Source organism: Streptomyces atratus, from assembly GCF_014648655.1.
Taxonomy (GTDB): domain Bacteria; phylum Actinomycetota; class Actinomycetes; order Streptomycetales; family Streptomycetaceae; genus Streptomyces; species Streptomyces atratus.
Map to the genome: position 1 here is coordinate 61,602 of NZ_BMRN01000013.1, position 25,012 is coordinate 86,613.

General features: G+C 70.3%; 23 protein-coding genes. 10 read left to right on the forward strand and 13 right to left on the reverse strand.

Annotation, left to right across the window (positions count from 1 at the left end; translation table 11 throughout):
• The 7 genes from rplS to proS form a co-directional block, all read right to left on the reverse strand.
• Window positions 1–351, reverse strand: a complete 351-nt coding sequence (rplS, locus tag IEZ15_RS22090) for a 50S ribosomal protein L19 (protein ID WP_114246912.1) — start codon at window positions 349–351, stop codon at window positions 1–3.
• Window positions 352–481: 130 nt separating this feature from the next.
• Window positions 482–1,303, reverse strand: a complete 822-nt coding sequence (gene trmD / locus IEZ15_RS22095) for a tRNA (guanosine(37)-N1)-methyltransferase TrmD (RefSeq protein ID WP_189279057.1) — start codon at window positions 1,301–1,303, stop codon at window positions 482–484.
• Complete coding sequence (gene rimM, locus IEZ15_RS22100) at window positions 1,303–1,887, reverse strand: ribosome maturation factor RimM (RefSeq protein WP_189279058.1); 585 nt, start codon at window positions 1,885–1,887, stop codon at window positions 1,303–1,305. Before rimM ends, trmD begins: the two co-directional genes overlap by 1 nt.
• A 79-nt stretch (window positions 1,888–1,966) precedes the next feature.
• Window positions 1,967–2,206, reverse strand: a complete 240-nt coding sequence (locus IEZ15_RS22105; RefSeq protein ID WP_005311361.1) for an RNA-binding protein — start codon at window positions 2,204–2,206, stop codon at window positions 1,967–1,969.
• A 2-nt stretch (window positions 2,207–2,208) separates the two neighbouring features.
• Window positions 2,209–2,652, reverse strand: a complete 444-nt coding sequence (gene rpsP / locus IEZ15_RS22110; protein WP_114246909.1) for a 30S ribosomal protein S16 — start codon at window positions 2,650–2,652, stop codon at window positions 2,209–2,211.
• A 157-nt stretch (window positions 2,653–2,809) separates the two neighbouring features.
• On the reverse strand, window positions 2,810–3,403 hold the full coding sequence (locus IEZ15_RS22115) for a hypothetical protein (RefSeq protein ID WP_030928573.1): 594 nt from the start codon (window positions 3,401–3,403) through the stop codon (window positions 2,810–2,812).
• Between the two features lie 215 nt (window positions 3,404–3,618).
• Window positions 3,619–5,034 carry a proline--tRNA ligase gene (gene proS / locus IEZ15_RS22120; RefSeq protein WP_114249325.1) on the reverse strand — a complete coding sequence of 472 codons (1,416 nt, stop codon included), beginning with the start codon at window positions 5,032–5,034 and terminating at the stop codon, window positions 3,619–3,621.
• A 239-nt stretch (window positions 5,035–5,273) separates the two neighbouring features.
• Here proS and IEZ15_RS22125 point away from each other — a divergent pair, with 239 nt between their 5' ends.
• A complete protein-coding gene (locus IEZ15_RS22125; RefSeq protein ID WP_189279059.1) occupies window positions 5,274–6,134 on the forward strand; it encodes a methyltransferase domain-containing protein in 861 nt (286 codons plus the stop codon).
• A gap of 31 nt (window positions 6,135–6,165) precedes the next feature.
• On the opposite strand, the gene ftsH is transcribed toward IEZ15_RS22125, so the two are convergent.
• Entirely contained in the window at window positions 6,166–8,079 is a 1,914-nt protein-coding gene (gene ftsH, locus IEZ15_RS22130) for an ATP-dependent zinc metalloprotease FtsH (RefSeq protein WP_229846039.1), read from the reverse strand.
• A gap of 165 nt (window positions 8,080–8,244) precedes the next feature.
• Here ftsH and yhfZ point away from each other — a divergent pair, with 165 nt between their 5' ends.
• The 8 genes from yhfZ (at window position 8,245) to IEZ15_RS22170 (ending at window position 16,000) form a co-directional block, all read left to right on the forward strand.
• The gene (gene yhfZ, locus IEZ15_RS22135) at window positions 8,245–9,183 is read left to right on the forward strand and encodes a GntR family transcriptional regulator YhfZ (RefSeq protein ID WP_189279061.1); all 939 of its coding nucleotides are present in this window, start codon (window positions 8,245–8,247) and stop codon (window positions 9,181–9,183) included.
• Between the two features lie 86 nt (window positions 9,184–9,269).
• Window positions 9,270–9,656, forward strand: a complete 387-nt coding sequence (locus tag IEZ15_RS22140; protein ID WP_189279062.1) for a PRD domain-containing protein — start codon at window positions 9,270–9,272, stop codon at window positions 9,654–9,656.
• A gap of 67 nt (window positions 9,657–9,723) precedes the next feature.
• A complete protein-coding gene (locus tag IEZ15_RS22145; protein ID WP_114246906.1) occupies window positions 9,724–10,080 on the forward strand; it encodes a DUF2620 domain-containing protein in 357 nt (118 codons plus the stop codon).
• A 41-nt stretch (window positions 10,081–10,121) separates the two neighbouring features.
• Window positions 10,122–11,456 carry a YhfT family protein gene (locus IEZ15_RS22150; protein ID WP_189279063.1) on the forward strand — a complete coding sequence of 445 codons (1,335 nt, stop codon included), beginning with the start codon at window positions 10,122–10,124 and terminating at the stop codon, window positions 11,454–11,456.
• Window positions 11,457–11,491: 35 nt separating this feature from the next.
• Window positions 11,492–12,448, forward strand: coding sequence for a phosphotriesterase family protein (locus IEZ15_RS22155; RefSeq protein ID WP_189279064.1), 957 nt, complete (start codon window positions 11,492–11,494; stop codon window positions 12,446–12,448).
• A 2-nt stretch (window positions 12,449–12,450) separates the two neighbouring features.
• Complete coding sequence (locus IEZ15_RS22160) at window positions 12,451–13,566, forward strand: aminotransferase class V-fold PLP-dependent enzyme (RefSeq protein ID WP_189279065.1); 1,116 nt, start codon at window positions 12,451–12,453, stop codon at window positions 13,564–13,566.
• Window positions 13,567–13,568: 2 nt separating this feature from the next.
• Window positions 13,569–14,732, forward strand: a complete 1,164-nt coding sequence (locus IEZ15_RS22165; RefSeq protein WP_189279066.1) for an alanine racemase — start codon at window positions 13,569–13,571, stop codon at window positions 14,730–14,732.
• Between the two features lie 26 nt (window positions 14,733–14,758).
• Window positions 14,759–16,000: a phosphopentomutase gene (locus IEZ15_RS22170; RefSeq protein ID WP_189279067.1), complete on the forward strand. Its 1,242-nt coding sequence runs from the start codon at window positions 14,759–14,761 to the stop codon at window positions 15,998–16,000.
• A gap of 59 nt (window positions 16,001–16,059) precedes the next feature.
• On the opposite strand, the gene ffh is transcribed toward IEZ15_RS22170, so the two are convergent.
• The 5 genes from ffh to nsdA all read right to left on the reverse strand — a co-directional run bounded on the left by ffh (window position 16,060) and on the right by nsdA (window position 23,772).
• Window positions 16,060–17,610 (reverse strand): signal recognition particle protein, encoded by a 1,551-nt coding sequence (ffh, locus tag IEZ15_RS22175; RefSeq protein ID WP_189279068.1) that lies wholly within the window; start codon window positions 17,608–17,610, stop codon window positions 16,060–16,062.
• A 133-nt stretch (window positions 17,611–17,743) separates the two neighbouring features.
• The gene (locus IEZ15_RS22180; RefSeq protein ID WP_189279069.1) at window positions 17,744–20,203 is read right to left on the reverse strand and encodes a [protein-PII] uridylyltransferase; all 2,460 of its coding nucleotides are present in this window, start codon (window positions 20,201–20,203) and stop codon (window positions 17,744–17,746) included.
• Between the two features lie 29 nt (window positions 20,204–20,232).
• Entirely contained in the window at window positions 20,233–20,571 is a 339-nt protein-coding gene (locus IEZ15_RS22185) for a P-II family nitrogen regulator (RefSeq protein ID WP_093899110.1), read from the reverse strand.
• A complete protein-coding gene (locus tag IEZ15_RS22190) occupies window positions 20,568–21,926 on the reverse strand; it encodes an ammonium transporter (protein ID WP_189279070.1) in 1,359 nt (452 codons plus the stop codon). Before IEZ15_RS22190 ends, IEZ15_RS22185 begins: the two co-directional genes overlap by 4 nt.
• Window positions 21,927–22,296: 370 nt before the next feature.
• Window positions 22,297–23,772 (reverse strand): transcriptional repressor NsdA, encoded by a 1,476-nt coding sequence (nsdA, locus tag IEZ15_RS22195; RefSeq protein WP_114246897.1) that lies wholly within the window; start codon window positions 23,770–23,772, stop codon window positions 22,297–22,299.
• Between the two features lie 421 nt (window positions 23,773–24,193).
• Here nsdA and IEZ15_RS22200 point away from each other — a divergent pair, with 421 nt between their 5' ends.
• Window positions 24,194–24,853: a bifunctional DNA primase/polymerase gene (locus IEZ15_RS22200; protein WP_189279071.1), complete on the forward strand. Its 660-nt coding sequence runs from the start codon at window positions 24,194–24,196 to the stop codon at window positions 24,851–24,853.
• Window positions 24,854–25,012 lie beyond the last annotated feature (159 nt).

Sequence of the window (25,012 nt, forward strand, 5' to 3'; positions counted from 1 at the left end):
TCAGTTGTCGCGCTTCTCCTTGATCTTCGCGGCCTTGCCGCGCAGATCACGGAGGAAGTACAGCTTGGCGCGACGGACGTCACCGCGGGTGACGAGCTCGATCTTCTCGAAGATCGGGCTGTGCACGGGGAAGGTGCGCTCGACGCCGACGCTGAAGGAGACCTTGCGGACCGTGAAGGTCTCGCTGACGCCCGAACCCTGGCGGCGGATGACTACGCCCTTGAACTGCTGGATACGGGAGCGGTTGCCCTCGATCACTCGGACGTGGACGTTGACGGTGTCACCGGGGCGGAACGCCGGGAGGTCGGTACGCAGCGATGCGGCGTTGACGCCATCGAGCAGGGAAGCCATGTTGTCTGCTTTCTTCGCCGATGCCACAGGTCATCGACGGGAGATAGATAAGGAGATGGGGGTGCTGATCGCGTCGGGCGGGCGTCGTTCCCCCTGTGGCAGGGGCGCACGCCGGACGTACAGCAGCGGCCTATTCTTCCACGGCCTCGGGTCTGCGCCAAAATCGGCCACCGGGTTCCGGCGACCACCCGAGGATGGACAGGATCTCGCGGTCCTTCTTGTCGAAGCCGCTCGCCTCGCAGCGCTCGATGAGATCGGGCCGGTTGCGCGCGGTACGACGGAACGCCTCGTCCCGCCGCCAGCGTGCGATCTTCCCGTGGTGACCGCTGAGCAGGACGTCCGGGATGCCCCTGCCGCGCCACTCGGGCGGCTTGGTGTAGACGGGCCCCTCCAGCAGATTGGCCATCTCGCCGGGGGCGAAGGAGTCGTCCCGGTGCGATTCGGCGTTGCCGAGCACGCCGGGCAGCAGTCGGGCCACCGCCTCCGTGATCACCAGCACCGCGGCTTCCCCGCCGGCCAGCACATAGTCACCGATGGACACCTCGACGACCGGCATGCGGGTCGCGTACTCGTCCATCACCCGCCGGTCGATGCCCTCGTAGCGGGCCGGCGTGAAGATCAGCCAAGGCCGCTCGGACAGTTCGACGGCGAGCTCCTGGGTGAACGGCCGGCCGCTGGGTGTGGGTACCACGAGGACCGGGGAGTGCGCCCCGGCCTCATACCCGCCCGCCAGGGCGTCGTCCAGCGCCTCGCCCCACGGCTCGGTCTTCATGACCATGCCGGGGCCGCCGCCGTACGGGGTGTCGTCGACCGTGTTGTGCCGGTCGTACGTCCAGTCCCGCAGGTCGTGCACGTGCACATCGAGGCGGCCGCGCGCACGGGCCTTGCCGACGAGGGAGACGTTCAGCGGTTCCAGGTACTCCGGGAAGATCGTGACGACGTCGAGGCGCATCAGGCGTCCTTCCCGGACTCGGGCGCCTCGTCCTCGTCGCCCTCTTCGTCGCGCGAGGAGGCGATCACGGCCTGGCTCTCGTCGATCAGACCGGGCGGCGGGGTGATCACCGCGCGCTGCTCCTCCAGATCGATCTCGGTGACGATCTCCTCGACGAACGGGATCATCACCTCGCTGCCGTCCGGCCGCTCGACGATGAAGAGATCCTGGGACGGCAGATGCGTGATCTCGGTGATCCGGCCGATCTCGGTGCCGTCGGCGAGGACCACGTCGAGGTCCATGAGCTGATGGTCGTAGAACTCCTCGGGGTCCTCGGGGAGTTCCGCCGGGTCGACCTCGGCGATCAGGAGCGTGTTGCGCAGGGCCTCGGCAGCCGTACGGTCGCGTACGCCCTCGAAGCGGAGCAGCAGCCGTCCGCTGTGCACCCGGCCGGTCTCGATCGTCAGCGGTCCGGCGGTGGCCGGTTCGGTGGCGAGTACGGCCCCGGGCGCGAGCCGCAGCTCCGGTTCGTCCGTACGCACCTCGACGGTGACCTCGCCCTTGATGCCGTGGGCACGGCCGATCCGCGCGACTACCAACTGCACCTTGTGTCTCTCCTGTCATACGACGACGGGCCGGGGCGGGCGCATGGCCCTCCCCGGCCCGTGCCGGTGTTCAACTCTGTCAGCGAACCTGATCCACATCGACGAGGTCGACACGGATGCCACGGCCGCCGATGGCGCCCACGACGGTACGCAGTGCGCGTGCGGTGCGGCCGTTGCGGCCGATCACCTTACCGAGATCGTCGGGGTGGACCCGGACCTCGAGTACGCGACCACGGCGCAGGTTGCGCGAGGCGACCTGCACATCGTCGGGGTTGTCGACGATGCCCTTCACGAGGTGCTCGAGAGCCTCCTCGAGCATGCTCAGGCCTCGGTCGACTCGGCGGGCGCAGCCGCGTCAGCAGCCTCGTCCGCCTTCTTGTCGGTCTTCTTCGCCTTCTGCGTGATGGCCTCGCCCTTGGACTCCTCGCCGGTGTCCTTGGCCAGAGCCTCGAACAGGGCGCGCTTGTCGGCCTTGGGCTCCGGCTGCAGCAGCGGCGCGGGGGCCGGGAGACCCTTGTGGGCCTGCCAGTCACCGGTGAGCTTCAGGATCGCGAGAACCGGCTCGGTCGGCTGGGCGCCGACGGACAGCCAGTACTGCGCACGCTCCGAGTTGACCTCGATGCGCGAGGGGTTCTGCACCGGGTGGTACAGGCCGATCTCCTCGATGGCCCGGCCGTCACGGCGGGTACGGGAGTCGGCGACGACGATGCGGTAGTGAGGCGAACGGATCTTGCCCAGACGCTTCAGCTTGATCTTGACTGCCACGGAAGTGGTGTCTCCTGGTCTATGACGTGGTTGGGCACAACGAAGATGCCACGTGGGGTTGCGGTACTCGGGTGCCCGATGGACGCGTCAGCCGGAGGAGAGAGGGGTCCTATGCGACTGTCGAGTACAGCTAGCCATTGTGCCACACCGCATCGGGTCACCCCACCGCGACCGCGGCTTCCGGGATACGGAACGGCTTTCCGCAGCCACCGCAGACGATCGGCGCCTGCGCCAGGACCGACGGGACGACTCGCACATTGCGTCCGCAGTCACAGACGGCCTTGACGCGGACACCTCCGCCGGAGGAGCCGTGCCGGGCGGCCGGGCCACGGAAGGAACGCTTGGTGTCGGCGGCGGTGGCGACCGTATGCGCCTTGAGGGCGCGCTGCAGCCGCTCGATCGTCGGGCGGTACCTGCGCTTGGCCTCGGGGTTGAGCGTGACCAGCGAGAAGCCACTACTGGGGTGGGGCTCCTCGGCATGGTCGAGGCCCAGCTCCTCGGCGATCGCGAGGAATCGACGGTTGTGGTAGCGGCCGGCTCGCGAGGTGTCGCGGACACCTCGCGCGGCGGCAATGCCATGGACTGCCTCGTGCAGCAGTCGTTCGAAGGAGAGCTCGGCGCCACAGGCGGACGAGGACTCTCCGATCAGGGACTCGGGCGCGGCTAGATCCGGCAGCTCGGGGTGGTACCGCTGAATGTCGGCCCACGCCTGCGCCAGCTCTGCGGCAAGTACAGGTGGTGTCGTGCTCACGTCGTGACAACGAGCGCGAGTGCCCAGGTGTTCCGATTCCGGGCCATCCCAAATAATTTGCACGTACCAGTCAGTTGCCGTTGATGCGTCCTGACGAGGGCGGGTGCGCAGATCTGCGGAGAAGTCTCACAGCTCACACCAAGGTGGTACGTAGCGCCCCGTACGCCCGGACGCGTAGGCGGCAACCGTACGCGGGAGTGCCGAGCGGCTCCGCGTCAGTAGGCGCGGGCCACCAGGGCGACAGTACCGGGGGCATCGTCCGCGTCCGGCACCGACCCGTCCTCGGCGACCAGACACCGTACGGACACCCCGTGTTCCGCGAGCCGGGCCTCCCCCGCCGCACCGAGGACCGACCAGTCGATACGCGCCCAGCCGCCCGCGGCCGCCGCCTCCACGGCCTCGTCCACGGACGCGACCTCGCTGGTGGACGACTCGCGCCGGCTCCGGGACTCCCTCAGCAGCGTCGCCTGGTCCTCCTCGACAACCGTCGGAAGCAGCGCGGGCAGGGCCTCGATCGCGACCGGTTCCTTCCCGCCGGGGATGCGCCTGACCAGCATCGCGGTGCCGTTCTCCAGATCGCGCGGGCCGATCTCGATCCGTAGCGGCACGCCCTTCAGCTCCCAGTCGACCGCGCGGCGGCCGAACGGGGTGTCGGTGCGGTCGTCGACCTCGGTCCTGATCCCCGCGGCGCGCAGTCGCTCCCCGATGGACCGGACCGCGGTCAGCACCGCTTCGTCCCCCTTGATCGCGAGGACGACCGCCTGGACGGGCGCGAGCCGCGGCGGCACCCGGAGGCCGTGATCGTCGCCGTGCGCCATGATCAGCCCGCCGACCATGCGGGTCGACGAGCCCCACGAGGTCTGCCAGACGAGTTCCTGCCTGCCTTCCCTGGACAGGTAGCTGGTGTGGAAGGCCTTGGCGAAGTTGGTGCCGAGCTCATGGCTCGTACCCATCTGCAGGGCCTTGCCGTCCCGCATCATCCCTTCGAGCGTGAGGGTGTTGACGGCCCCGGCGAACCGCTCGGCGGGGGTCTTGCGGCCGAGGACCACATCGATGCCCAGCACGTTGACCATGAAGTCCGCGTAGACGTCCCGGTGGATGTACGCCGCGTACTCCCGGGCCTCCTCGTAGGTGGCATGGGCGGTGTGGCCCTCCTGCCAGAGGAATTCCGTCGTACGGAGAAAGACCCGCGGGCGCATCTCCCAGCGCACGACATTCGCCCACTGGTTGATCAGCAGCGGCAGATCCCGGTAGCTCTGCACCCACTTCGAGAAGTACTCGTTGATGATCGTTTCGGACGTCGGCCGCACCACCACGGGCTCTTCGAGGTCTTTTCCACCGGCGTGGGTCACGACCGCGAGCTCCGGCTCGAAGCCCTCGACATGCTCGGCTTCGCGTGTCAGGTAAGACTGGGGGATGAAGAGCGGGAAGTAGGCGTTCCGGGCGCCCGCCTGTTTGATACGGGCATCCATCTCCTGCTGCATCCGCTCCCACAGGCCGTATCCGTACGGCCGGATGACCATGGTGCCGCGCACCGGACCGTTGTCCGCGAGTTCGGCCTTGTTGATCAGATCCTGGTACCAGCGGGGAAAGTCCTCGGCCTGGGGCGTGAGAACGGGTGCCTTTGCCATGGCGCGCATCGTACGGCGATACCGCCCACCACACAGGGCGACGGGCCCTGCTACCACGGACCGTCCCCACGGGCGCACCACCGGAGCACGCAAGCATTGCCATCGGACCCCTGGACGCGGGCGCGGATGCGCAGTTCTCTGACATACGAGGGGGAGCGGGCGCACACGCACAGGGGGACATCCACTCGGGGCACGACCGATCGGACATGACCGACCTCTCGGCGGATTGGGGCGCTTCCATGACACCAACGCTCGTCCGGCACCACAGCTACGCGCGCACGGCCACCCCGGTGGACTCCGGTAACCGTGCCCGGGACTGGGCCGAGATTCAGGAGCGGATGCTCGCACCGCTGTACGAAGCGGTGTACGAGCGGCTCGAAGTGGGAAGCGGCACCCGGCTGCTCTCCCTCGGCTGCGGCTCCGGTCTCGCGCTGTTGATCGCGGCCGCGCGCGGGGCGCTCGTCACCGGCGTCGACACCGACCCCGAACGGCTGGCACTCGCCCGGGCCCGGCTGCTGCCCGGCCCGGGAAGCGACGCCGGGCCGCCGGCCGGGCATCCGCGGCTCCTGGACGGCGATCCGTCCGCGGCCGCCCCTGCCGACGGAACGCCGTACAACCTGCTCACCGCGTTCACCCCGATCGGCTGCTCGTCCGGCGACGGGGAAGGGCTCGTGGACGCGCTGCGGTCCGCCGTACCGCTGGCCGCCCGGGGCAGCACGGTCGTGCTGACCGGGTGGGGTCCGCCGGAGCGGTGCGCGACGGCGCCGGTGCTTCGGGTGGCGGGCCGGCTCTCCGACGGGTCGCGGGCACCCAGCACGGGCGGCTGGCGGCCGTGGAGCCGGGACGATCTGGAAGAAGTGGCGTTCCGGGCCGGTCTGAATCCGGACGGCTCCGGCCGGGTCGCGTGCCCGTTCGGGTACGCGGACATGGACAGTGCGGTGCGGGGGCTGCTGTCGACGCGGCTCTTCGATACGGCGGTGCGGGCGACGGACCGGAACCAGGTGGCCAAAGAGGTCGCGGAGGCCCTGCATCCGCATCGGCGCCGGGACGGCACGGTCTGGATGCCGAACGTCTTCCGCTACCTCGTGTGCACCACCTGAGCCATTCCGTGAACCTGGTGTGCAGCGGCCGCTACTTGCCCAGACGGGTGATGCCGGCCGCACGGTAGGCCGCGGCCTCGTCCAGCGTCTCGCTCTCCAGCAGCGCCGCGGCCAGCGAGTCCAGCCTGTCCCGGTTCTCGCCCAGGAGCCGGCACGCCACCTCGTAGCACTCGTCGACGATGCGCCGCATCTCGCCGTCCACCGCGTCGAGCGTGGCGGGGGCCGCGGAGAGTCCGTACGCCTGCTGGGCATCGCTCGGGATCGCCGTGAGCCTGCCCACCTTGCGGCTCATGCCCCAGCGGCCGACCATGCCCCTGGCCAGGTTGGTGACCTGTTCCAGGTCACTCTCCGCGCCGGTGGTGACCACGTCGAAGACCACCTGCTCGGCGGCCATGCCGCCGAGCGCACCGATGATGCGGCCACGCAGATACTCCTCGGTGTAGGCGTACTTGTCGGCGTCCGGCGTCGAGAGGGTGACGCCCAGGGCCCGGCCGCGCGGCACGATGGTGACCTTGCGGACCGGGTCGGCGCCCGGCTGGAGCATGCCGAGGAGGGCGTGCCCGCTCTCGTGGTACGCGGTCCTGCGGCGTTCCTCGTCCGACAGGACCAGTGAGCGCTCCGCCCCCAGCTGGACCTTCTCCAGGGCGTCCGAGAGATCGGACTGGCTGACCTCGGACTGCCGGCGCTTGACCGCGAGCAGCGCGGCCTCATTGGCCAGGTTGGCGAGATCGGCGCCCGTCATACCGGGGGTCGTACCGGCGACCTGGGCCAGGTTCACATCCGCGGCAAGCGGGATCTGCCGGGTGTGGATCTCCAGGATCGCCTCCCGGCCGCCTCTGTCCGGCGGGCTCACCTGAACGATCCGGTCGAAGCGGCCTGGCCGGGTGAGGGCGGGGTCGAGGACGTCGGCGCGGTTGGTGGCGGCGAGGACGACGACGCCCTCCGAACCGGAGAAACCGTCCATCTCGGTGAGGATCTGGTTGAGCGTCTGCTCGCGCTCGTCGTGGCCGCCCATGCCGGAACCGCCGCCGCGGGCCCGGCCGATGGTGTCGATCTCGTCGATGAAGACGATGGCGGGGGCGACCTTGCGTGCCTCGGCGAAGAGTTCCCGCACCCGGCTCGCGCCGACGCCGACGATCATCTCGATGAATTCGGAGGCCGATGCCGAGAAGAACGGCACCCCGGCCTCACCCGCGACGGCCCGTGCGAGCAGTGTCTTGCCGGTGCCGGGCGGTCCCGCGAGGAGCACTCCCCCGGGCATCCGGGCACCCATCTTCCGGTACGCCTGTGGGTTCTTCAGGAAGTCCACGACGTCGTTGAGCTCGCCCTCGACCTCGTCGATCCCGGCCACGTCCTGGAAGGTGGTGCGCTTGCCGCCCTCCAACTCGACGGGCTTGGGCGGCGCCTTGCGCCCGAAGCCGCCCATCCCGCCGCCCATGCCCTTGGACATCCGCCGGGCGATGAACACCCAGAGCAGGACGAGCAGCAGCATCGGGGCCAGCGAGATCAGCAGATTGGCGAGGAAGCTGCGCTGCTGGACGACCGGCTCGGCGGTGACCGTGACGTGGCCCTTGACCAGTTCGGCCCAGAGGTTGTCGTCCGCGAAGGCAGGCCGCTGAGTGACGAACTCGGTGTATTTCTTGTCGCTCCCCGGGACCTTCGCCTCCTTCTTGAGCTGTCCCTGGATGGCATCGCCCTTGGAGTAGATCTTGGAGACATTGCCCGAGGTGACCTGCTTGCTGAACTCCGTGTACGCGATCGTCCGCTCCTGTGCCCCGTTGAAGAAGGACAGCACCAGATTGGCGATCAGATAGACGGCGAGCGCGGTCAGCAGCAGCCCGCCCCAGCCTCCCGGCATCTTGCGGCCCGGCGGCGGAGGCGGCGGGGCGCCCTCGGAGCGCCACGGCTGATCGGTTCGATCGCGGGGAGGTACGGGGGTGGTCACGCGCGCTCCTCTGCCGACAGCCAGTGAATGTGACATTAGATGAGAAACCGACCCAAAGCCCTCTGTGAGCCCTTCCAGTAGGCCCACAGAGGGAAGCAACGCCCGCCGGATGAACCCCTCGCGAAATCCTTGTCAATATCCAGAATCCTGTTTACTGTTTGATTCGTGAACGATTTCGATGACCGTTTCCTCACCCGGAACGGCCTCGCCGCCCGGCAGCTCGCCGTCCTGCTGCTCAACCATGAGCCGGACACCCGCCTGCCCCGCGTGCGCGACTTCGCCGAGGAGCTGGGCTGCGGAAACGGGACCATTCAGGCGGCCCTGCAGTTGCTGGAGGATTCCGGGGCGATCGAGACGACCGCCCGCGGCCATCTCGGCACGTTCCTTGTCCGCTCGGACCGCTCCGTCCTCTGGCGGCTGTCCGGACTCGGCACGCTGCTCGCCGCGATGCCGCTCCCGTACTCACGCAGATACGAAGGCCTGGCGACCGGGTTGCGCAGCGCCTTCGAGGAAGCGGGCGCCCCGTTCGCGATCACGTTCATGCGGGGCGCCGGAGCCCGTACGGCCGCGCTGCTGGAGGGCAAGGTCGACCTCGTCGTCCTGTCCCGCTTCGCGGCCGACCAGCTGATCGCCGAGCACCCGGTGGAGCTGGTCGCCGACCTGGGCCCCGCCACCTACGTCGGCGCACACGGCATGCTGCTGCGGCACGGCGTCGACCTGGACTCCCCCGGACTGCGGGTGGCCGTCGACCACACATCCGAGGATCTGCGGATGCTCGTGGAGCGGGTCTTCGCCGGCCGGAAGGACATCGAGTGGCTGGAGGTCTCGTACATGCAGCTGCGCGATCTCTTCGCCCGCAACGAGGTCGACGCCACCGTCTGGAACCTGGACGAGGTGCAGGACCGGCTCGGGCTCGGCGTCGACGTGCTCCCGCTCGGCGACGAGGTCACCCGGGAGCTGTCGCTGCGCAACTCCCGCGCTGCCGTCATCGGCCGGACCGACGGGGCGAAGGCCCTCGCCGCGGTCCGGGACTCACTCGATCTGTCCCTGGTGACCCGGCTGCAGAGCGAAGTACTGCGGGGCGAGCGCGTGCCCTCGTACTGACCGACGGGTCGGGTGACGTAGATCTCGCGGGACGCCCGTGATGAAAATACAGAATCCTGGTTACTGTTGATTTTAGGAGGATCACCATGGACGACCAGCTCGCACTGCGGATCCAGCTCTTCCGCGAAGGCGGTCAGGTCCGGCCCGAGGTGGCCGACTTCGTCACCGCCGAGCTGACCGCCCTCGAAGCCGACGGCCGCACCGTCACCGAAGCGACCGCCGGCATGCTGACCAGCCATCTGATGATGGCGCTCACCCGGCTCCTCGACGGCGAACCGATCGAACAGTTCCTCACCGACGACCAGGTCGCCGCCGAACTGGCCGGACACCCCGACGCCGTCGAACGCGCCCGCGCCGTATCCGCGCGGGCCGAGCGGGAGCTCGGCGCCGCGCTCCCCGACTCGGAGGTCAACTTCCTCGGCATGCACTTCGCCGTCCTGGCCCAGCAGTCACCGGCCACCCCCACTTCCTGACCGGCCCCCGCGCGCGGAACAGACACGTCCCGGCACGCGGAAACAGACACAGAGAGAAGAGACAGCCATGACGAAGATCCTCACCGGTGGAGTCGGCAAGGTCGAGGTCGCCCAGGCCATCGGCAGGCTCGGGATCGACTCCCTCGACGTCGTCACCTCCAGCGACATGGACGCCGCGATGAAGCTCCGCGTGGGGCAGGCCGACTACTACCTCGGTACGTGTCACACCGGTGCCGGCGCCTCCCTCGGCGTCCTCGTCGGCCTCATGGGCAGCGCCGCATGCCACACCTTCGGCCGCAGCGTGCCCACCGAGGAGGCGATCAGCGCCCTGATCGCCGACGGCAAGAAGGTCTTCGGCTTCTCGATGGACCAGATCGACGCCATCGCCCCACTCATGGCGCGCGCCATCGCCGCCCGCGGCTGATCCGTCCGCATCTCCCCGTCCCGGGCACGAAGGAGTGATCCGTGAGCACCACACTCGCCGCCGGTACCAGCCTTGATTTCACGCTGGCCCAGCAACTGACCGTGATAGCCCTCTGTGCGCTGACGGCGTACATCTCGCACATGGCTCTGGCCGTCTTCAACGACGGCGTACGTCCGTTCCTGCTGGACTTCATCCAGGGGCGCACCACCCGCAGCGCGACGACGGCGGTCTCCTTCGGCCTCTCCGCCGGGTTCATCTTCGGACTCGGCGCCCCGATGGCGCTCTCCACCGGCGTGCTCAACCCGTGGCTCGTCTTCCTGCCCACCGACATCCTCGGCATGCTGGCGCCGAAGAAGTGGCTCGCGCCGATCCTCGGCGGAGCCTGGGGCGCGGTCGTCGTCTTCGGACTGAACGGCGCCAACAACGTCGCGCACGACCTGCCCGTCGACTTCATCACCGCCATGCAGCAGATGTCGACGCCGATCCTCTTCCTCTTCGCGCTGTTCCCGGTGCTCGCCATCACCAAGCAGTTCGGCCGCAAGTGGGGCGCCATCGCGGGAGTCCTGGAACTCGCTCTGGTGGTCATGACCATGAAGGTCTGGCCGAAGATGTTCGCCGGGTCGCTGGCCATGGCCGCCGGCGTGCTGATGCTGATCGCCCTGGCCGTCACCAAGGACATGAAGCAGCGCAGGGCCGACCGGGCCGCGGGTGTCACCGAGGTCGTCCTGGCGGACGACCCGATGGCCTCGCTCTTCAGCGCCAGCGCGGCCCGCCTGCGCAAGTACCTCCCGCTGTTCATGGTGCTCGGCGCCGGAGTCTGTGTGCTGGCCCAGATGCACATATTCGGCGGCGGCGAAGCGACCAGCTTCCTGATCGCCAAGGGGCAGTACTCCGAGGCCGCGCAGGTCGACTTCTACCGGGTCTTCGGCTTCATCCCGCTGATCGCGACGACCGCGCTGGCCTCCGGCGCGTACGGCATCGCGGGATTCACGCTGGTGTACCCGATCGGCTACCTGATGCCGAACCCGTTCCTGGCAGCGGTCGTCGGCGCCGTCGTCTTCGCCGCCGAGGTCTTGGCCCTCTCGTACATCGGCAAGGTCCTCGGCAAGCTCCCCAGCGTCCGTGACTCCTCGGAACACCTGCGCAGCGCGATCGGGGACACCCTGCAGCTCGCGATCCTCTTCGGCTCGCTGATGGCCGCCAACGCCATGGGCGGCGGACTCGGCATCCTCGTCGTCGGCGGGCTCTACCTGATGAACGAGGCGATGGGCCGGCCGGTCGTGAAGATGGCCGCCGCTCCCGCCGCGGTGATCGTCGGCGGCATCCTCCTCAACGTCCTGTACTGGCTCGACCTGTTCACCCCCATCAAGGGCTGAGGCCGGGTACGTACACGAAGAAGGAACCCCCCACGATGAACCACCCCGCACCGCCCGTCCTACGCACCGTCGTCGGCGACCTCGCAGCCGATTCCGTGGCCGGCCCCGCCCTCGCCCATGAGCACCTCGTCCTCGACCTGGACCACAGGGGCGACGGCGCGGCCGTCCTCGACCCGGGCCTCCACTCCGCGGCGGTCACCGCCGAACTCGCCGCCCTGCGCGCCGAGTTCGGTCTCTCCCTCGTCGTCGAACTGACCTGCCGCGGCATGGGCCGCGATGTCCGCGCCCTGGCCCGCATCGCCCGGGACGCGCGGATCGCCGTCGTGGCCGCGACCGGCTGGTACTACGAACCGTTCCATACCACCGAGATCGACGGCAGCAGCGTCGAGGAGCTCACCGGCTCGCTCGTCCAGGAGATCGACGGCGGTATCGGCGCCACCGGCATCCGCCCCGGTGTTCTCGGCGAGATCGGCAGCCACGGCGACACCCCGACCGCGCCCGAGGCCAAGGTGCTGCGCGCCAGTGCGCGGGCCGCCCTTGCCACCGGCCTCTCCGTCGCCACCCACGCCCAGCTCGGCCGCGGCGGAATCGCCCAGCTGGAGCTGCTGACCGGAGAGGGCCTGCCGGCCCATCGCATCAGCATCGGCCACCAGGATCTGCTCGACGACCCCGCCGTCCACAAGGAGCTCGCGGCGAGCGGGGCATACGTCGCGTTCGACACCGTCGGCAAGGACGGCTACCAGAGCGACGGCACCCGGCTGCGGCTGCTGCTCGCCCTCGTCGAGGCCGGGCACGCCGACCGGGTGCTGCTCAGCTGCGACATCTCCCGCCACGGCTACCTCCTCGACGAGGGCGGCCGGGGATACGGGCATCTCTTCCGGAGCTTCCTGCCCCAGGCCCGTGCGGCCGGTGTCGACGACGACCTGATCGACCTGATGACCCGCCGTAATCCGCTCCGCTTCCTGACCGGCGCGCGCGTGGAGGAGTTCTGACCATGAGCCCTGTACTTCCGCAGACCTTCCCGCTCGCGACGGTGGAACTGGACGACGCGATCGCCAGACAGTTCCGGCTCCTGGAGGCCACCGCCGCGCACTTCGAGGGCCCCCAGCTCTTCGACGCGGACGCCGGCGTCGTCCCCGGTCTCGGCCGCCCCCGCACCACCGCCCGCGTCGAAGCCGTACTCGCGGACTTCTTCGGCGCCGAGGACGCCGCCTTCGTCCAGGGCGCGGGCACCGGCGCGATCCGCGCCGCCCTGGGCGCCGCCGTGCGGGCGGGCGACCCGCTGCTCATCCACCGGGCCCCCGTCTACCGCACCACCGAGGTCACGCTGCGCGGCATCGGTGTACGGACCGTCGAGGTCGACTTCAACGACGCGCGGGCGCTGCACGAGGTCCTGGAGTCCGGCCGGTTCCGATGGGCCTACGTCCAGCACACCCGGCAGCGGCTGGCCGACTCGTACGACCCCGCGGAGGTCCTCGCCGCCTGCCGGGCCGCCGGAGTCCGCACCCTCGTCGACGACAACTACGCCGTCATGCGCACCCCCGCCTCGGGAGTGGAGCTCGGCGCCGACGCCTCCTGCTTCTCCCTGTTCAAACTGCACGGCCCCGAAGGCGTCGGCATCGTGGTCGGCGCCCGCGATCTGGTCGGGCACATCCGCCGCGACAACTACTCCGGCGGCGGACAGGTCCAGGGCCATCAGGCGCTCGACGCCCTGCGCGCCCTCACCCACGTACCGGTCATGTGGTCCGTGCAGTCCCGGGTCGGCGCCGAGGTCGCCGAACGGCTGGCCGCGGGCGAAGTGGACGGCGTCGCCGAGGTACGGATCGCCAACGCCCAGGACCGCTGCCTGCTCGTCCGTCTCGACCGGCCGGTCGCGAAGGAGCTGCCCACCGTCGCCGCCCGCTTCGGAGCCGCCTCCTACCCCGTCGGCTCCAACTCACGCTACGAGATCGCGCCGCTCTTCTACCGGATGTCCAGCTCCGCCCTGGACGACTCCCCCGAGCTGGCCGACTGGACCGTACGCATCAACCCGATGCGGGCGGGCGCGGATCTCGTCATCGACATCCTGCGCCGCTCGCTCGACGTGCTGAACGACCCGAAGGACGGCTGACCGTGTTTCTCGACACCGTGCTCACCCGCAACCCCGAGCTCGTCGACGCCGCGGCCACCCTTCACCGGCGCGGCGAGATCCCGCCCGACACCTACGTGATGGACCTCGACGCCGTCGAGGCGAACGCCGCGCTGCTGGCGGCCGAGGCCGAACGGGTCGGCATCGGCCTCTGGTTCGTCGTCAAACAGCTGGGCCGCAACCCCGAGCTCATCAGGGCCGTCGCCCGGCACATCTCCGAGTTCGCCGCCATCGACCCGGCCGAGGCCCGCACCCTGCACGCCGCGGGCGCACAGGCCGGCAACCTCGGCCACCTGGTCCAGATCCCCCGCCGCGCACTGCCCGAAATGCTGGCCTGGCGCCCCGAGACCGTCACCGTGTTCGACCTCGCCAACGCCCGGGCCGTGTCCGAGACCGCCCAGCGGCTCGGCTTCGTCCAGGACGTTCTCGTACGGCTCGAAGGCGCCGAGGGCACCGTCTACCCCGGCCAGGAGGGCGGCATCCCGCTCGGCCGCCTCGACTCGTTCGCCGAAGCGGCCGAGCAACTGCCCGGCATCCGGATCGCGGGCGTCACCGCCTTCCCCTGCGTCCTGTGCGACCCTGCGACCGGCATCCCCCGCGCCACCCCCAACTTCGCGCTCGCCCTCAGGGCCCGCGAAGTTCTGGCCGCCCGGGGACACGAGTACCTGAAGCTGAGCGCCCCCAGCGCCACCTCGATGGCGTCCCTCCCGCTGCTCGCCGAACTCGGCGCCACCCACGGCGAACCCGGCCACGCCCTCACCGGCACCACCCCGCTGCACGCCCTCGACCTGCGGCAGCCCGAGAAGCCCGCGTACGTGTACGTCAGCGAGATCGCCCACACCCTCGACGACGGCCGCCCGGCGATCCGCGGCGGCGGCTTCTACGCCCGGTCCCACATCCGCAGCGCCCTGCTGCCGCGCACCGGCGCACGCCTCGGCGTACAGGACGCACCCGCCGAGAACATCGACTACTACCGGCTGCTCGACGCTCCCGCCGACAGCCAGGACGCCCGGCTCGGCGACACCGCACTGCTCGCCTTCCGTACCCAGATCTTCGTCACCCGCTCGACCGTCGCCGTCGTCTCCGGACTCGCCTCCGGCACACCCCGGCTGAGCGGGCTGTACGACGCCCAGGGCCGGGCCCTCTAAGGCCGACCCCTGAATAGGAGGCACCCATGGCCAAGACCGTCATCGTCGTCATCGACGGATTCGGCATCGGCGCCATGCCCGACGCGGGCACCCTGCGCCCCGGCGATCTCACCGCCGACACCTGCGGACACGTCCTCGACCACTGCCGCACGGCCCTCGGCCGGCCGCTGCGCCTGCCGGTACTCGGCGCGCTGGGTCTCGGTCTGGTCCACCCGCACCAGGACCTCGCCCGCCGTACCCATCTGCCCGTCGCCGCGGGCCGCGCCGCGCTCGGCTATCCCGGTGCAGACACCTTCGCGGGCCACCAGACGATGATGGGCGCCGACTTCAGCCGGGTCACCGTGGCCCGGCTCGCCGACCATCTGGCCGAGGTGGCCGCCGCCCTCGAAGCGGCCGGCCACCGCGTCGAACCGCTGGACGGCAAGCCGCTCCTCGTCGTCGACGGCACGGTCCTCGTCCACGACAACCTGGAGGCCGACCCCGGGATCAACTGGAACGCCTCCGGCCGCCTGGAGGACCTGTCCTTCGACGGCCCCGGCGGAATCCTCGCCGTCGCCCGTACCGTCCGCGCGGTCGCGCCCGTCGCCCGGGTCATCGCGGTCGGCGGCCACGCGGACGGCCCGCTGAGGCAGTTCGTGCGCCCCGGCGATGCGGGAACCGTCGGACTCGACACCCCCGCCACCGGCTTCTACCGCAACGGCGGCCTGGAGGTTCAGCACCTGGGCGCCGAACTCGACCACACCCGCCAGCTCCCCGGTCTGGCCGCCCGCGCCGGCATCCCGGTCACCCTGGTGGGGAAGGCCGCCGACATCCTGGCCTGCGAGGCGGCGCGGCGACACCCGGCCGTGAAGACCGCCGACGTGCTCTCCCACACCCTCGAAGCGGTACGCGCCCCCGGCGACGCGCTCGTCGTCGCCAACGTCCAGGAGACCGACCTGTCGGGACACCAGCAGGACACCGAGCGCTACGGACGCCTCCTGGAGCAGGTGGACTCCGGGCTCGCCGGGCTCGTGGCGCTGCTCGACAGCCCCGGCGACCGGCTGATCGTCACCGGCGACCACGGGAACGACCCCACGATCGGGCACGCCTACCACACGCGCGAGTACGTGCCGGTGCTGATCCACCGGCCCGGCACGGACGGCGTGGAACTGCTGCCGGACGCGGACAGCCTCGCGGATGTGGGCGCCACCGCGGCCGCTTCGCTGTCCCTGGACCCGGCGGGGCTGGCCAACGGCACGACGCTGCGGCCGGGACGGCACGCCGCATAGGAACATGCGCAGGGGGCGCCCACCGTCGGTGGGCGCCCCCTGCGCATGTCGTCGGGCGATCAGCCCATGAACTTCTTGAACTCGTCCGGCAGCTCGAAGTTCTTGTCCTCCTGCGCCGGCAGACCGAACGCACCGCCCTGCGCCGCCGCCTGCTCGCGACGGGCCGCCGCGGCCTGCTCCTCGGCCTTGCGCTTCATCGGGTTGCCGCTCTTGCGCTTGCCCTTGGCCTGCTTGACCTGCTTCTTCTGCCGACCGGGACCGCCGCCCATGCCCGGCATCCCGGGCATCCCCGGCATGCCGCCGCCCTGCGCCATCTTCGACATCATCTTGCGTGCCTCGAAGAACCGCTCCACCAGGTTCTTCACGGCGCTGACCTCGACACCGGAGCCCTTGGCGATACGGGCGCGGCGCGAGCCGTTGATGATCGTCGGCTCGGCGCGCTCCTTCGGGGTCATCGACTTGATGATCGCGGCGGTACGGTCCACGTCGCGCTCGTCGATGTTGTTGATCTGGTCCTTGATCTGCCCCATGCCGGGCAGCATCCCGAGCAGCTTGGAGATGGAGCCCATCTTCCGGACCTGCTCCATCTGGGCCAGGAAGTCGTCGAGCGTGAAGTCCTTGCCCTTGCTGGACGCCAGCTTGGAGGCCATTTTGGCGGCCTCTTCCTGGCTGAAGGTCTTCTCCGCCTGCTCGATCAGGGTGAGCAGGTCACCCATGTCGAGAATGCGGGACGCCATGCGGTCGGGGTGGAAGGCGTCGAAGTCCTCGAGCTTCTCACCGTTCGACGCGAACATGATCTGCTTGCCCGTGACATGGGCGATCGACAGGGCCGCACCACCGCGGGCGTCACCGTCGAGCTTGGAGAGCACCACGCCGTCGAAGCCGACGCCGTCACGGAAGGCCTCGGCGGTGTTGACCGCGTCCTGGCCGATCATCGCGTCGACGACGAAGAGGATCTCGTCGGGGCTGACGGCGTCGCGGATGTCCGCGGCCTGCTGCATCAGCTCCTGATCGATACCGAGGCGGCCGGCGGTGTCGACGATCACGACGTCGTACTGCTTGGAGCGGGCGTGCTCGATCGACTCCTTGGCGACCTGGACCGGGTCGCCGACGCCGTTGCCCGGCTGCGGCGCGTACACCGCGACACCGGCGCGGTCGGCGACGACGCTGAGCTGGTTCACGGCGTTGGGGCGCTGGAGGTCACAGGCGACGAGCAGCGGGGAGTGGCCCTGGCCCTTGAGCCAGAGGCCGAGCTTTCCGGCGAGGGTGGTCTTACCGGCACCCTGGAGACCGGCGAGCATGATCACGCTGGGCGGGTTCTTGGCGAACCGCAGCCGCCGGGTCTCGCCGCCGAGGATGCCCACGAGCTCCTCGTTGACGATCTTGACGACCTGCTGGGCGGGATTCAGCGCCTGGGAGACCTCGACGCCGCGCGCCCGCTCCTTGACGTTGCCGATGAAGGCGCGGACGACGGGCAGCGCGACATCCGCTTCGAGCAGGGCGATACGGATCTCGCGGGCCGTGGCGTCGATGTCCGCCTCGGACAAGCGGCCCTTGCCCCGGAGGTTCTTGAAAGTCGCGCTAAGGCGGTCGGAGAGAGTATCGAACACGGCGCTCGTCGGTCCTCAGGGTCGGGGGCGGGGCAGGTCAGTCGTCCCCAAGGGTATCCGGACCCCGGGAAACACAAAGCCCTCGCCCGATTCTCATGGGCGGACGAGGGCCTGTGGGCGCGGCAGCGGGCCCTCAGCCCAGCGTCTTCTCGACCTCCCGGGCCACCTCCGCGGCCCGTACCTCGGGCAACGGCTCACCGTCCGTATCCGTGACGTAGAACGCGTCCACCGCGTTCGCCCCGAGCGTCGAAACATGCGCACTGCGTACCCGTACCTCGCACTGCTCCAGCGCCCGGCCGATCCGGTGCAGCAGTCCCGGGGCGTCCTGGGCCCGTACCTCGATCACCGTCGCCAGCTGTGAGCCGGCCGCCGCGACCGTCACCCTCGGCGGCGGGGCCTTCACCCCGCGCCGCCTCGGGTAGGCGGCCTCGCGTTCGGCGAGGCGGGCCCGGATGTCCAGGGAGCCGTCCAGGGCGCGTACGAGGTCGGCACGGAGGCGGGTGGCCTGCGGCAGGGAGCCGTACTCGGCCGCGACCCGCCAGCTGAGCAGCAGCAGATCCGCGGATCGGCCCTCACCGAGCTCGGCGGGGAGTTCCACGGCGCGCAGGTCGGCTGCTCGCACGGTGAGGCGGTGCAGGGCGAGGACACCCGCCGCCGCGGGCAGCACGCCGGGGCGGTCGGGCAGGGCGATGAGGAGTTCGACGCCGACGGGTTCCGGTTCGCCGTCCTCGTTCGGGGTCTGGGCCTGGGCGTGCAGGGCGAGGACGGGTTCGCCGGTGCGCAGGGCCTCGATGGCGAGGCGTTCCTGTTCGGCACTGGGTGCGGCGGGTTCCGGTTCCTCCGGGGCCTGGCCGGCGAGCACGGTGGCAACGCGTTCGACGAGGTCGGCGACGAGGGAGGCGCGCCAGGTGGACCAGGCGGCGGGCCCGGTGGCGAGTGCGTCGGCCTCGGTGAGGGCGTGCAGGAGCTCCAGGGTGGAGGTGGTGCCGACGGCGGTGGCGACGGAGCGCACGGTCGCCGGGTCGTCGAGGTCGCGGCGGGTGGCGGTCTCGATGAGCAGCAGATGGTGGCGTACGAGGGTGACGATGACCCCCACGTCGTGCTGGTCGAAGCCGATCCGGGCCGCCATGTCGCGGGCGATGACCTCCCCGGCGACGGAGTGGTCGCCGGGCCAGCCCTTGCCGATGTCGTGCAGGAGTGCGGCGACGAGGAGGAGGTCGGGGCGGCCGACGCGACGGGTGAGGGAGGAGGCGCGGACGGCCGCTTCGACGAGGTGGCGGTCGACGGTCCAGGTGTGGACGGGGTTGCGCTGTGGACGGCAGTGGACGCGTTCCCAGTCGGGGAGCAGGCGGGTGATCAGTCCTTCGGCTTCGAGTGCTTCCCAGACGGGGACGGTGGCCTCGCCCGCGCCGAGGAGGGTGACGAGTTCCTCACGGGCCTCGGCGGGCCAGGGCACCGGCAGCGGGCGTGCGGCGGTGGCGAGGTGGCGTACGACGTGGCGGGAGAGCGGGAGTTCGGACTGGGCGGCCGCTGCGGCGGCGCGCAGGACGAGCACGGGGTCGCGTTCGGGGCGGGCGGAGCGGGCGAGGACGACTTCGCCGTCGGCCTCGACGACGCCCTCGGAGAGCGGGGTGCGTTCCGGGGAGGCCGCCTTGCCGCCGCCGAGCATGGCGCGCAGCCGGGGGCGCGTGGACCGGGAGCGGAGCACGCGGCCGACCTCGCGCCAGGTGACGTCGGTTGCGTAGGACACGGTGCGGGCGGCCTCGTACACCTGGCGGAGCAGGGCGTCCGCGTCGAGGAGACCGAGAGCGGTGGCGACCTGGTCCTGTTCCTGAAGGGCGAGGCGGTCGGTGGCACGGCCGGTGGTGAGGTGGAGCGCGTCGCGGGCGTCGAGGAGGGCGCGACGGGCTTCGGCGAGGCCTTCGCGGGGGGCGTCGGCGACCCAGGAGGCGGCGACGGCGCGCAGGGCGGTGGCGTCGCGCAGTCCGCCGCGGGCCTCCTTGAGGTCGGGTTCGAGGAGGAACTGGAGCTCGCCCTGGCGTTCGGCGCGTTCGCGGCAGAGCTCGTCGAGGGCGGGGAGGCGTTTGGGGGCCTGGTTGCGCCAGTCGGCGAGGACAGTGGTGCGCAGGGCGGCGACGAGGCCGAGGTCTCCGGCGACGGGCCGGGCGTCGAGCAGTCCGAGTTGGACCTTGAGGTCCTCGCCGGCTGTTTTCCGGGCTTCGGCGGGGGTGCGTACGGAGTGGTCGAGGGCGAGGCCGAGGTCCCAGACGGGGTACCAGATGTGGTCGGCGAGGGAGGCGATGGCCCCGGCGTCGGCGTTGCCGTCGTGCAGGAGCAGGAGGTCGAGGTCGCTGCGCGGGGAGAGTTCGCCGCGGCCGTAGCCGCCGACGGCGACGAGGGCGGCGCCGCGGACGCCGGTCTGTTCGGCCGCGGCGGTGAACAGCGCGGTGAGCCAGTCGTCGGTGAGCGATGCGAGGGCCGCACGGCGCGGCGGCCCGGACTGCGCCTTCTCCTGGAGGAGGCGCAGCCGGGCCGCCGCGTAGCTGCTGGGTTCCGAGTCTTCGGATTCGGTGGTCACTTCGGTGCTCGTCACCCGGCTGCCTTCCGTTTCGGGACCGTGGGTCAGAGTGCGTCCGGGCCGCGTTCGCCCGTTCGTACACGAATCGCGGTGTCGACCGGCACGCTCCAGACCTTGCCGTCTCCGATCTTGCCGGTTCGGGCGGCCTTCACGACAACGTCGATGAGCTGTTCGGAGTCCTCGTCCTCGACGAGGACCTCGATACGGATCTTGGGGACGAGGTCGACGGTGTACTCGGCGCCCCGGTAGACCTCGGTATGGCCGCGCTGGCGCCCGTAGCCGCTGGCCTCCGTGACCGTGAGGCCCTGGATGCCGAAAGCCTGGAGAGCCTCCTTGATCTCGTCGAGCCGGTGCGGCTTCACGACTGCGGTGATGAGCTTCATGCGTCCACCTTCTTCGTCTGCGGTGTTGCCGTCGTGCCCGGTGCCGGTGCGGAGGCCGTGGTGCGCGGGGCCGCGCCGCCGCCCGCGCCGCTGAAGTCGTACGCGGTCTCGGCGTGTTCGACCTGGTCGATGCCGGAGATCTCGTCGTCCTCGTCGACCCGCATCCCGATCGTCCTGTCCAGGAGGAAGGCGAGGATCGCGGAGACGACCAGAGAGTACGCGAGGACGGCGAAGACACCGACGGCCTGCTTGCCGAGCTGGTCGAGACCGCCGCCGTAGAAGAGGCCCTTGGCGTCGGACTGGACACCACCGGTGGCGAAGAAGCCGACGAGGAGGGAACCGGCGACACCGCCGACGAGGTGGACGCCGACGACGTCCAGGGAGTCGTCGTAGCCGAACCTGTACTTCAGGCCGACGGCCATGGCGCACAGGACACCGGCGATGGCGCCGACCGCGATGGCGCCGAGCGGGCTGACCGCGCCGCCGGAAGGTGTGATGGCGACGAGGCCCGCTACCGCGCCGGAGGCCGCACCGAGGGTGGTGAAGGAGCCGTGGCGGAGCTTCTCGTAACCGAGCCAGGCGAGCATCGCGGCAGCGGTGGCGACCTGGGTGTTGACGAACATGACCGCGCCGACGCCGTCGTCGTTGCCGAGCCACGAGCCGGCGTTGAAGCCGAACCAGCCGAACCAGAGCAGTCCGGCACCGAGCATGACGAGCGGCAGGCTGTGCGGCCGCATCGGGTCCTTCTTGAAGCCGACGCGCTTGCCGATGACGAGGATCACGCCGAGCGCCGCGGCACCTGCGTTGATGTGGACGGCCGTACCACCGGCGAAGTCGATGACGCCGAGCTCGAAGAGCCAGCCGCCCGCGCCCCAGACCCAGTGGGCGACGGGGAAGTAGACGACGGTGACCCAGAGCGTGATGAACAGGGCCCAGGAGGTGAACTTGACCCGGTCGGCGAGGGCGCCGCTGATCAGTGCGGGGGTGATGACGGCGAACATCAGCTGGAAGACGGCGAAGACGTAGACGGGGATCGTGTAGCCGTCCCAGAGCTGGGTGATACCGATCCCGCTGAGGCCGACGTAATCCGAGTTCCAGCCGATGACGGAGCCGATGTCGGTGCCGAAGGCGAGGCTGAATCCGTAGAGCACCCACAGGATCGTGACGATCCCGAGGCTGATGAAGCTCATCATCAGCATGTTGAGGGTGCTCTTGACGCGGACCATGCCTCCGTAGAAGAAGGCCAGGCCCGGGGTCATGAGCATCACCAGGGCGGAACAGATGAGCATGAACCCGGTGTTGGCGGCAGACAGCGTCGGGGCGTCTGCGGCTGGCGTCGTGATGCCTGGGGGCATCGGCGTCTCCTCGTCGTCGGTGCGGCCGCGTGCGGGCGGTAAGAGCGGGACCACGTGCGGGACCACTGGGGAAAAGGTGCGGGCCGGTTATGCGCCATGAGATTCGCCCAGCACGATTTCCGCCGATGCCGCACGGTGTTTCGCGACAGTGACGAAGAGGTCCGGTGTGTTACGTCACCATGAACCGGCCGTGGCGTGTCCGGGGCCGGGCCTACTCTGCAGCCGGGGCCGCATACGGTGCGGTTACGACTCTCCCGTACGGGAACGGCAACACGAACCGGCCACGCCGACCACCCGCTGACCTGGCAATTGGGGGAGCCGAAGTCGGTCTGTGCGGGGTGGCCGCCGTGGCCGGGGCCTGGGGTGCGGCTCAGACCGCTTCTGCGGTCTCGGGCAGCTGCTCGGTGAGGAGATCGGTGAGCCCGGCGACTTCGGGAATGTCTCCGAAGTCCCTGGCAGCGGTGTCGACGGTCTTGCGGAGCCGGGTGTTGACGCGCTCGGAGCGGATCTTCTTGGCCACCCGCAGCGCCTTCTCGGCCAGCACCGTGGACTGCTCGGGCTCTCGCTGGAGGAGGTGGACGGTGGCGAGGCCGACCAGGTTGAGTGCGTACGACCGCTGGTGCTCGCCGTCCTCGCCGAAGAGCTGGACGGCCTTCTTCATGAGGGGTTCGGCGAGCGTGGCGTACGTGGGGCTGCGGCCCGCGACATAGGCGAGGTCGCGGTACGAGTGGGAGTTCTCGCCGTTGAGCTCGGCCTCGGAGAAGAAGCGGATCCAGTCGGGCTCGGGCTCGCCGTCGATCCCGACATCGAGGAAGGTGTCCTCGGCCATCCGGACGGCTCGTTTGCACTTGCTGGGCTGGCCCATGTTGGCGTACGCACGAGCCTCCATCGCATACAGCATGGCCTGGGTGCGCGCAGTGGCGCAGTCCCGGCTGCCGTACTGCGCGAGATGGATCAGTTCGAGGGCGTCGTCGGGCCGTCCGAGGTGGATCATCTGGCGGCTCATACTGGACAGAACATACGAACCGAGCGGTTTGTCGCCGGCCTCTTTCGAGGCATGGAGCGCGAGGACGAAGTACTTCTGAGCGGTGGGCTGGAGGCCGACGTCGTAGCTCATCCAGCCCGCCAGCTCCGCCAGTTCGGCCGCGCAGCGGAAGAGCCGCTTGGCGGTGGCTGCCGGCTGCGGTTCCTGCAGCAGGTCGGTGACCTCGTGGAGTTGGCCGACGACGGCCTTGCGGCGCAGTCCGCCGCCGCACTGCGCATCCCACTGGCGGAACATCGCGGTGGTCGACTCCAGCAGGTCGAGCTCGGGGCCGGAGAGCCGGGAGGGTCGGCGGGCCGCAGCGGCCGGCTCCGGCTGTGCGGGTCCGGTGGCGGTGACGGGCACCAGCCAGCGCTGCATGGGCTCGATCAGGGCGGGTCCCGCGGCGAGCGCGAGCGAGGAGCCGAGAAATCCGCGGCGGGCGAGCATGAGATCGCTGCGGGAGAATTCGCTGAGCAGGGCGATGGTCTGCGGGCCGGCCCAGGGCAGGTCGACGCCGGACACGGACGGTGACTGATGCGCCGCGCGCAGTCCGAGGTCCTCGATGGCGACGACGGAGCCGAAGCGCTCCGAGAAGAGCTCGGAGAGGATGCGCGGGATCGGCTCGCGCGGCTGTTCACCGTCGAGCCAGCGCCGTACCCGGGAGGTGTCGGTGCTGATGTGGTGAGCGCCCATCTGGCGCGCCCGGCGGTTCACCTGCCGCGCCAGCTCGCCCTTCGACCAGCCGCTGCGCACGAACCATGAGCCCAATTGCTCATTGGGGCGCTTACCGGCATTCGTATCGCCTGCGCCGCTGCCACTCACTGGAACGCCCCCATCCGCTGAATACTGTCGCGCGAACCACTATCAGATTGCCCTGATCCGATGCCGCCCATACGGAGGTTGCGCACGATCGAACAGGAAATCGGGTTGCCTCCGGCATACCCATGGGCGCACATACTTCCATGGTTCGTGTACCGACGGTAATCCTACGATCACCGCCACCGCGAGGGCGATTACAGAAACGCCACCATTCGCCACCCCTTCGAATGAACGCCACCGCCGTCGGGCGCGATTCACTTGACACACGGCGATCAGCAGTGGGCGCAGTGACGCACGACGGGGCGCATGGAACGTGTCGCAAGACTCCGAGTGCACCGGCGCGCCACGGGTCGGCAGCGACGACGGAGCGTCACGATGGACTCCGCGTCGTAACCACTGGCGAGTCGGACACGTTGGAGGGGGCATGGGCTTCACGATCGGCGGCATCCGCGACATGCGCACCGGCTCACGGCGCCGCGGCCGTGCGGCCGAGTACACGGCAGTGGCCGAGTACACAGGGCTGTGGGGCTGGGCTGTCGCGCCGGGAGCGCGGGCCGCGGCCGGCCGCTGCTCGTGCGGGGAGGCGCAGTGCCCCTCCCCCGGCGCCCATCCACTGGACTTCGCCCGCGAGGTCCCCGCAGGGGCCACGCTCGACACGGCGGCGGACGCCTGGGCCCAGGTGCCGGGCGCCTCGATGCTGCTTCCGGTGGGCCGCACCTTCGACATCCTCGACGTCGCCGAAGCAGCCGGGTGCCGGGCCCTGGTCCGCATGGAGCGGATGGGGCTGCCGCTCGGCCCGGTCGCGGTGACACCGGCCGGGCGGGCTCAGTTCTTCGTGGCCCCGGGTGCCGCCGCCGAGCTCCCGCAGCTGCTGTACCGGATGGGCTGGGACGACGCGGGTCTGGATCTGCGGGCGCTCGGGCCCGGCTGCCACATCACCGCCCCGCCGTCCGACGAGGGCGGCCTGGGCCCGGTCCGGTGGCTGCGCCCGCCGGTGCTGGCCACGGCGGCCGCACCGCCGCAGGCCCGGCTGCTGCTGGGCACACTGGCGTACAGCTGCCATCGCGCGCCCCACTGCGGCTGAACCGCCACCGCTTTCGCGGAGGTGGGGTCCCGTCGTCGGGGTTGCTCAATCGATGGTCGCTCTCAGACGCAGAGCCCGGTGATCCCGGGTACAGAGCCCGGTGGTCCCGGGCACAGAACCCGACCGGACGAAGAGCCCGACCGCAGTTGCCTCATGCGG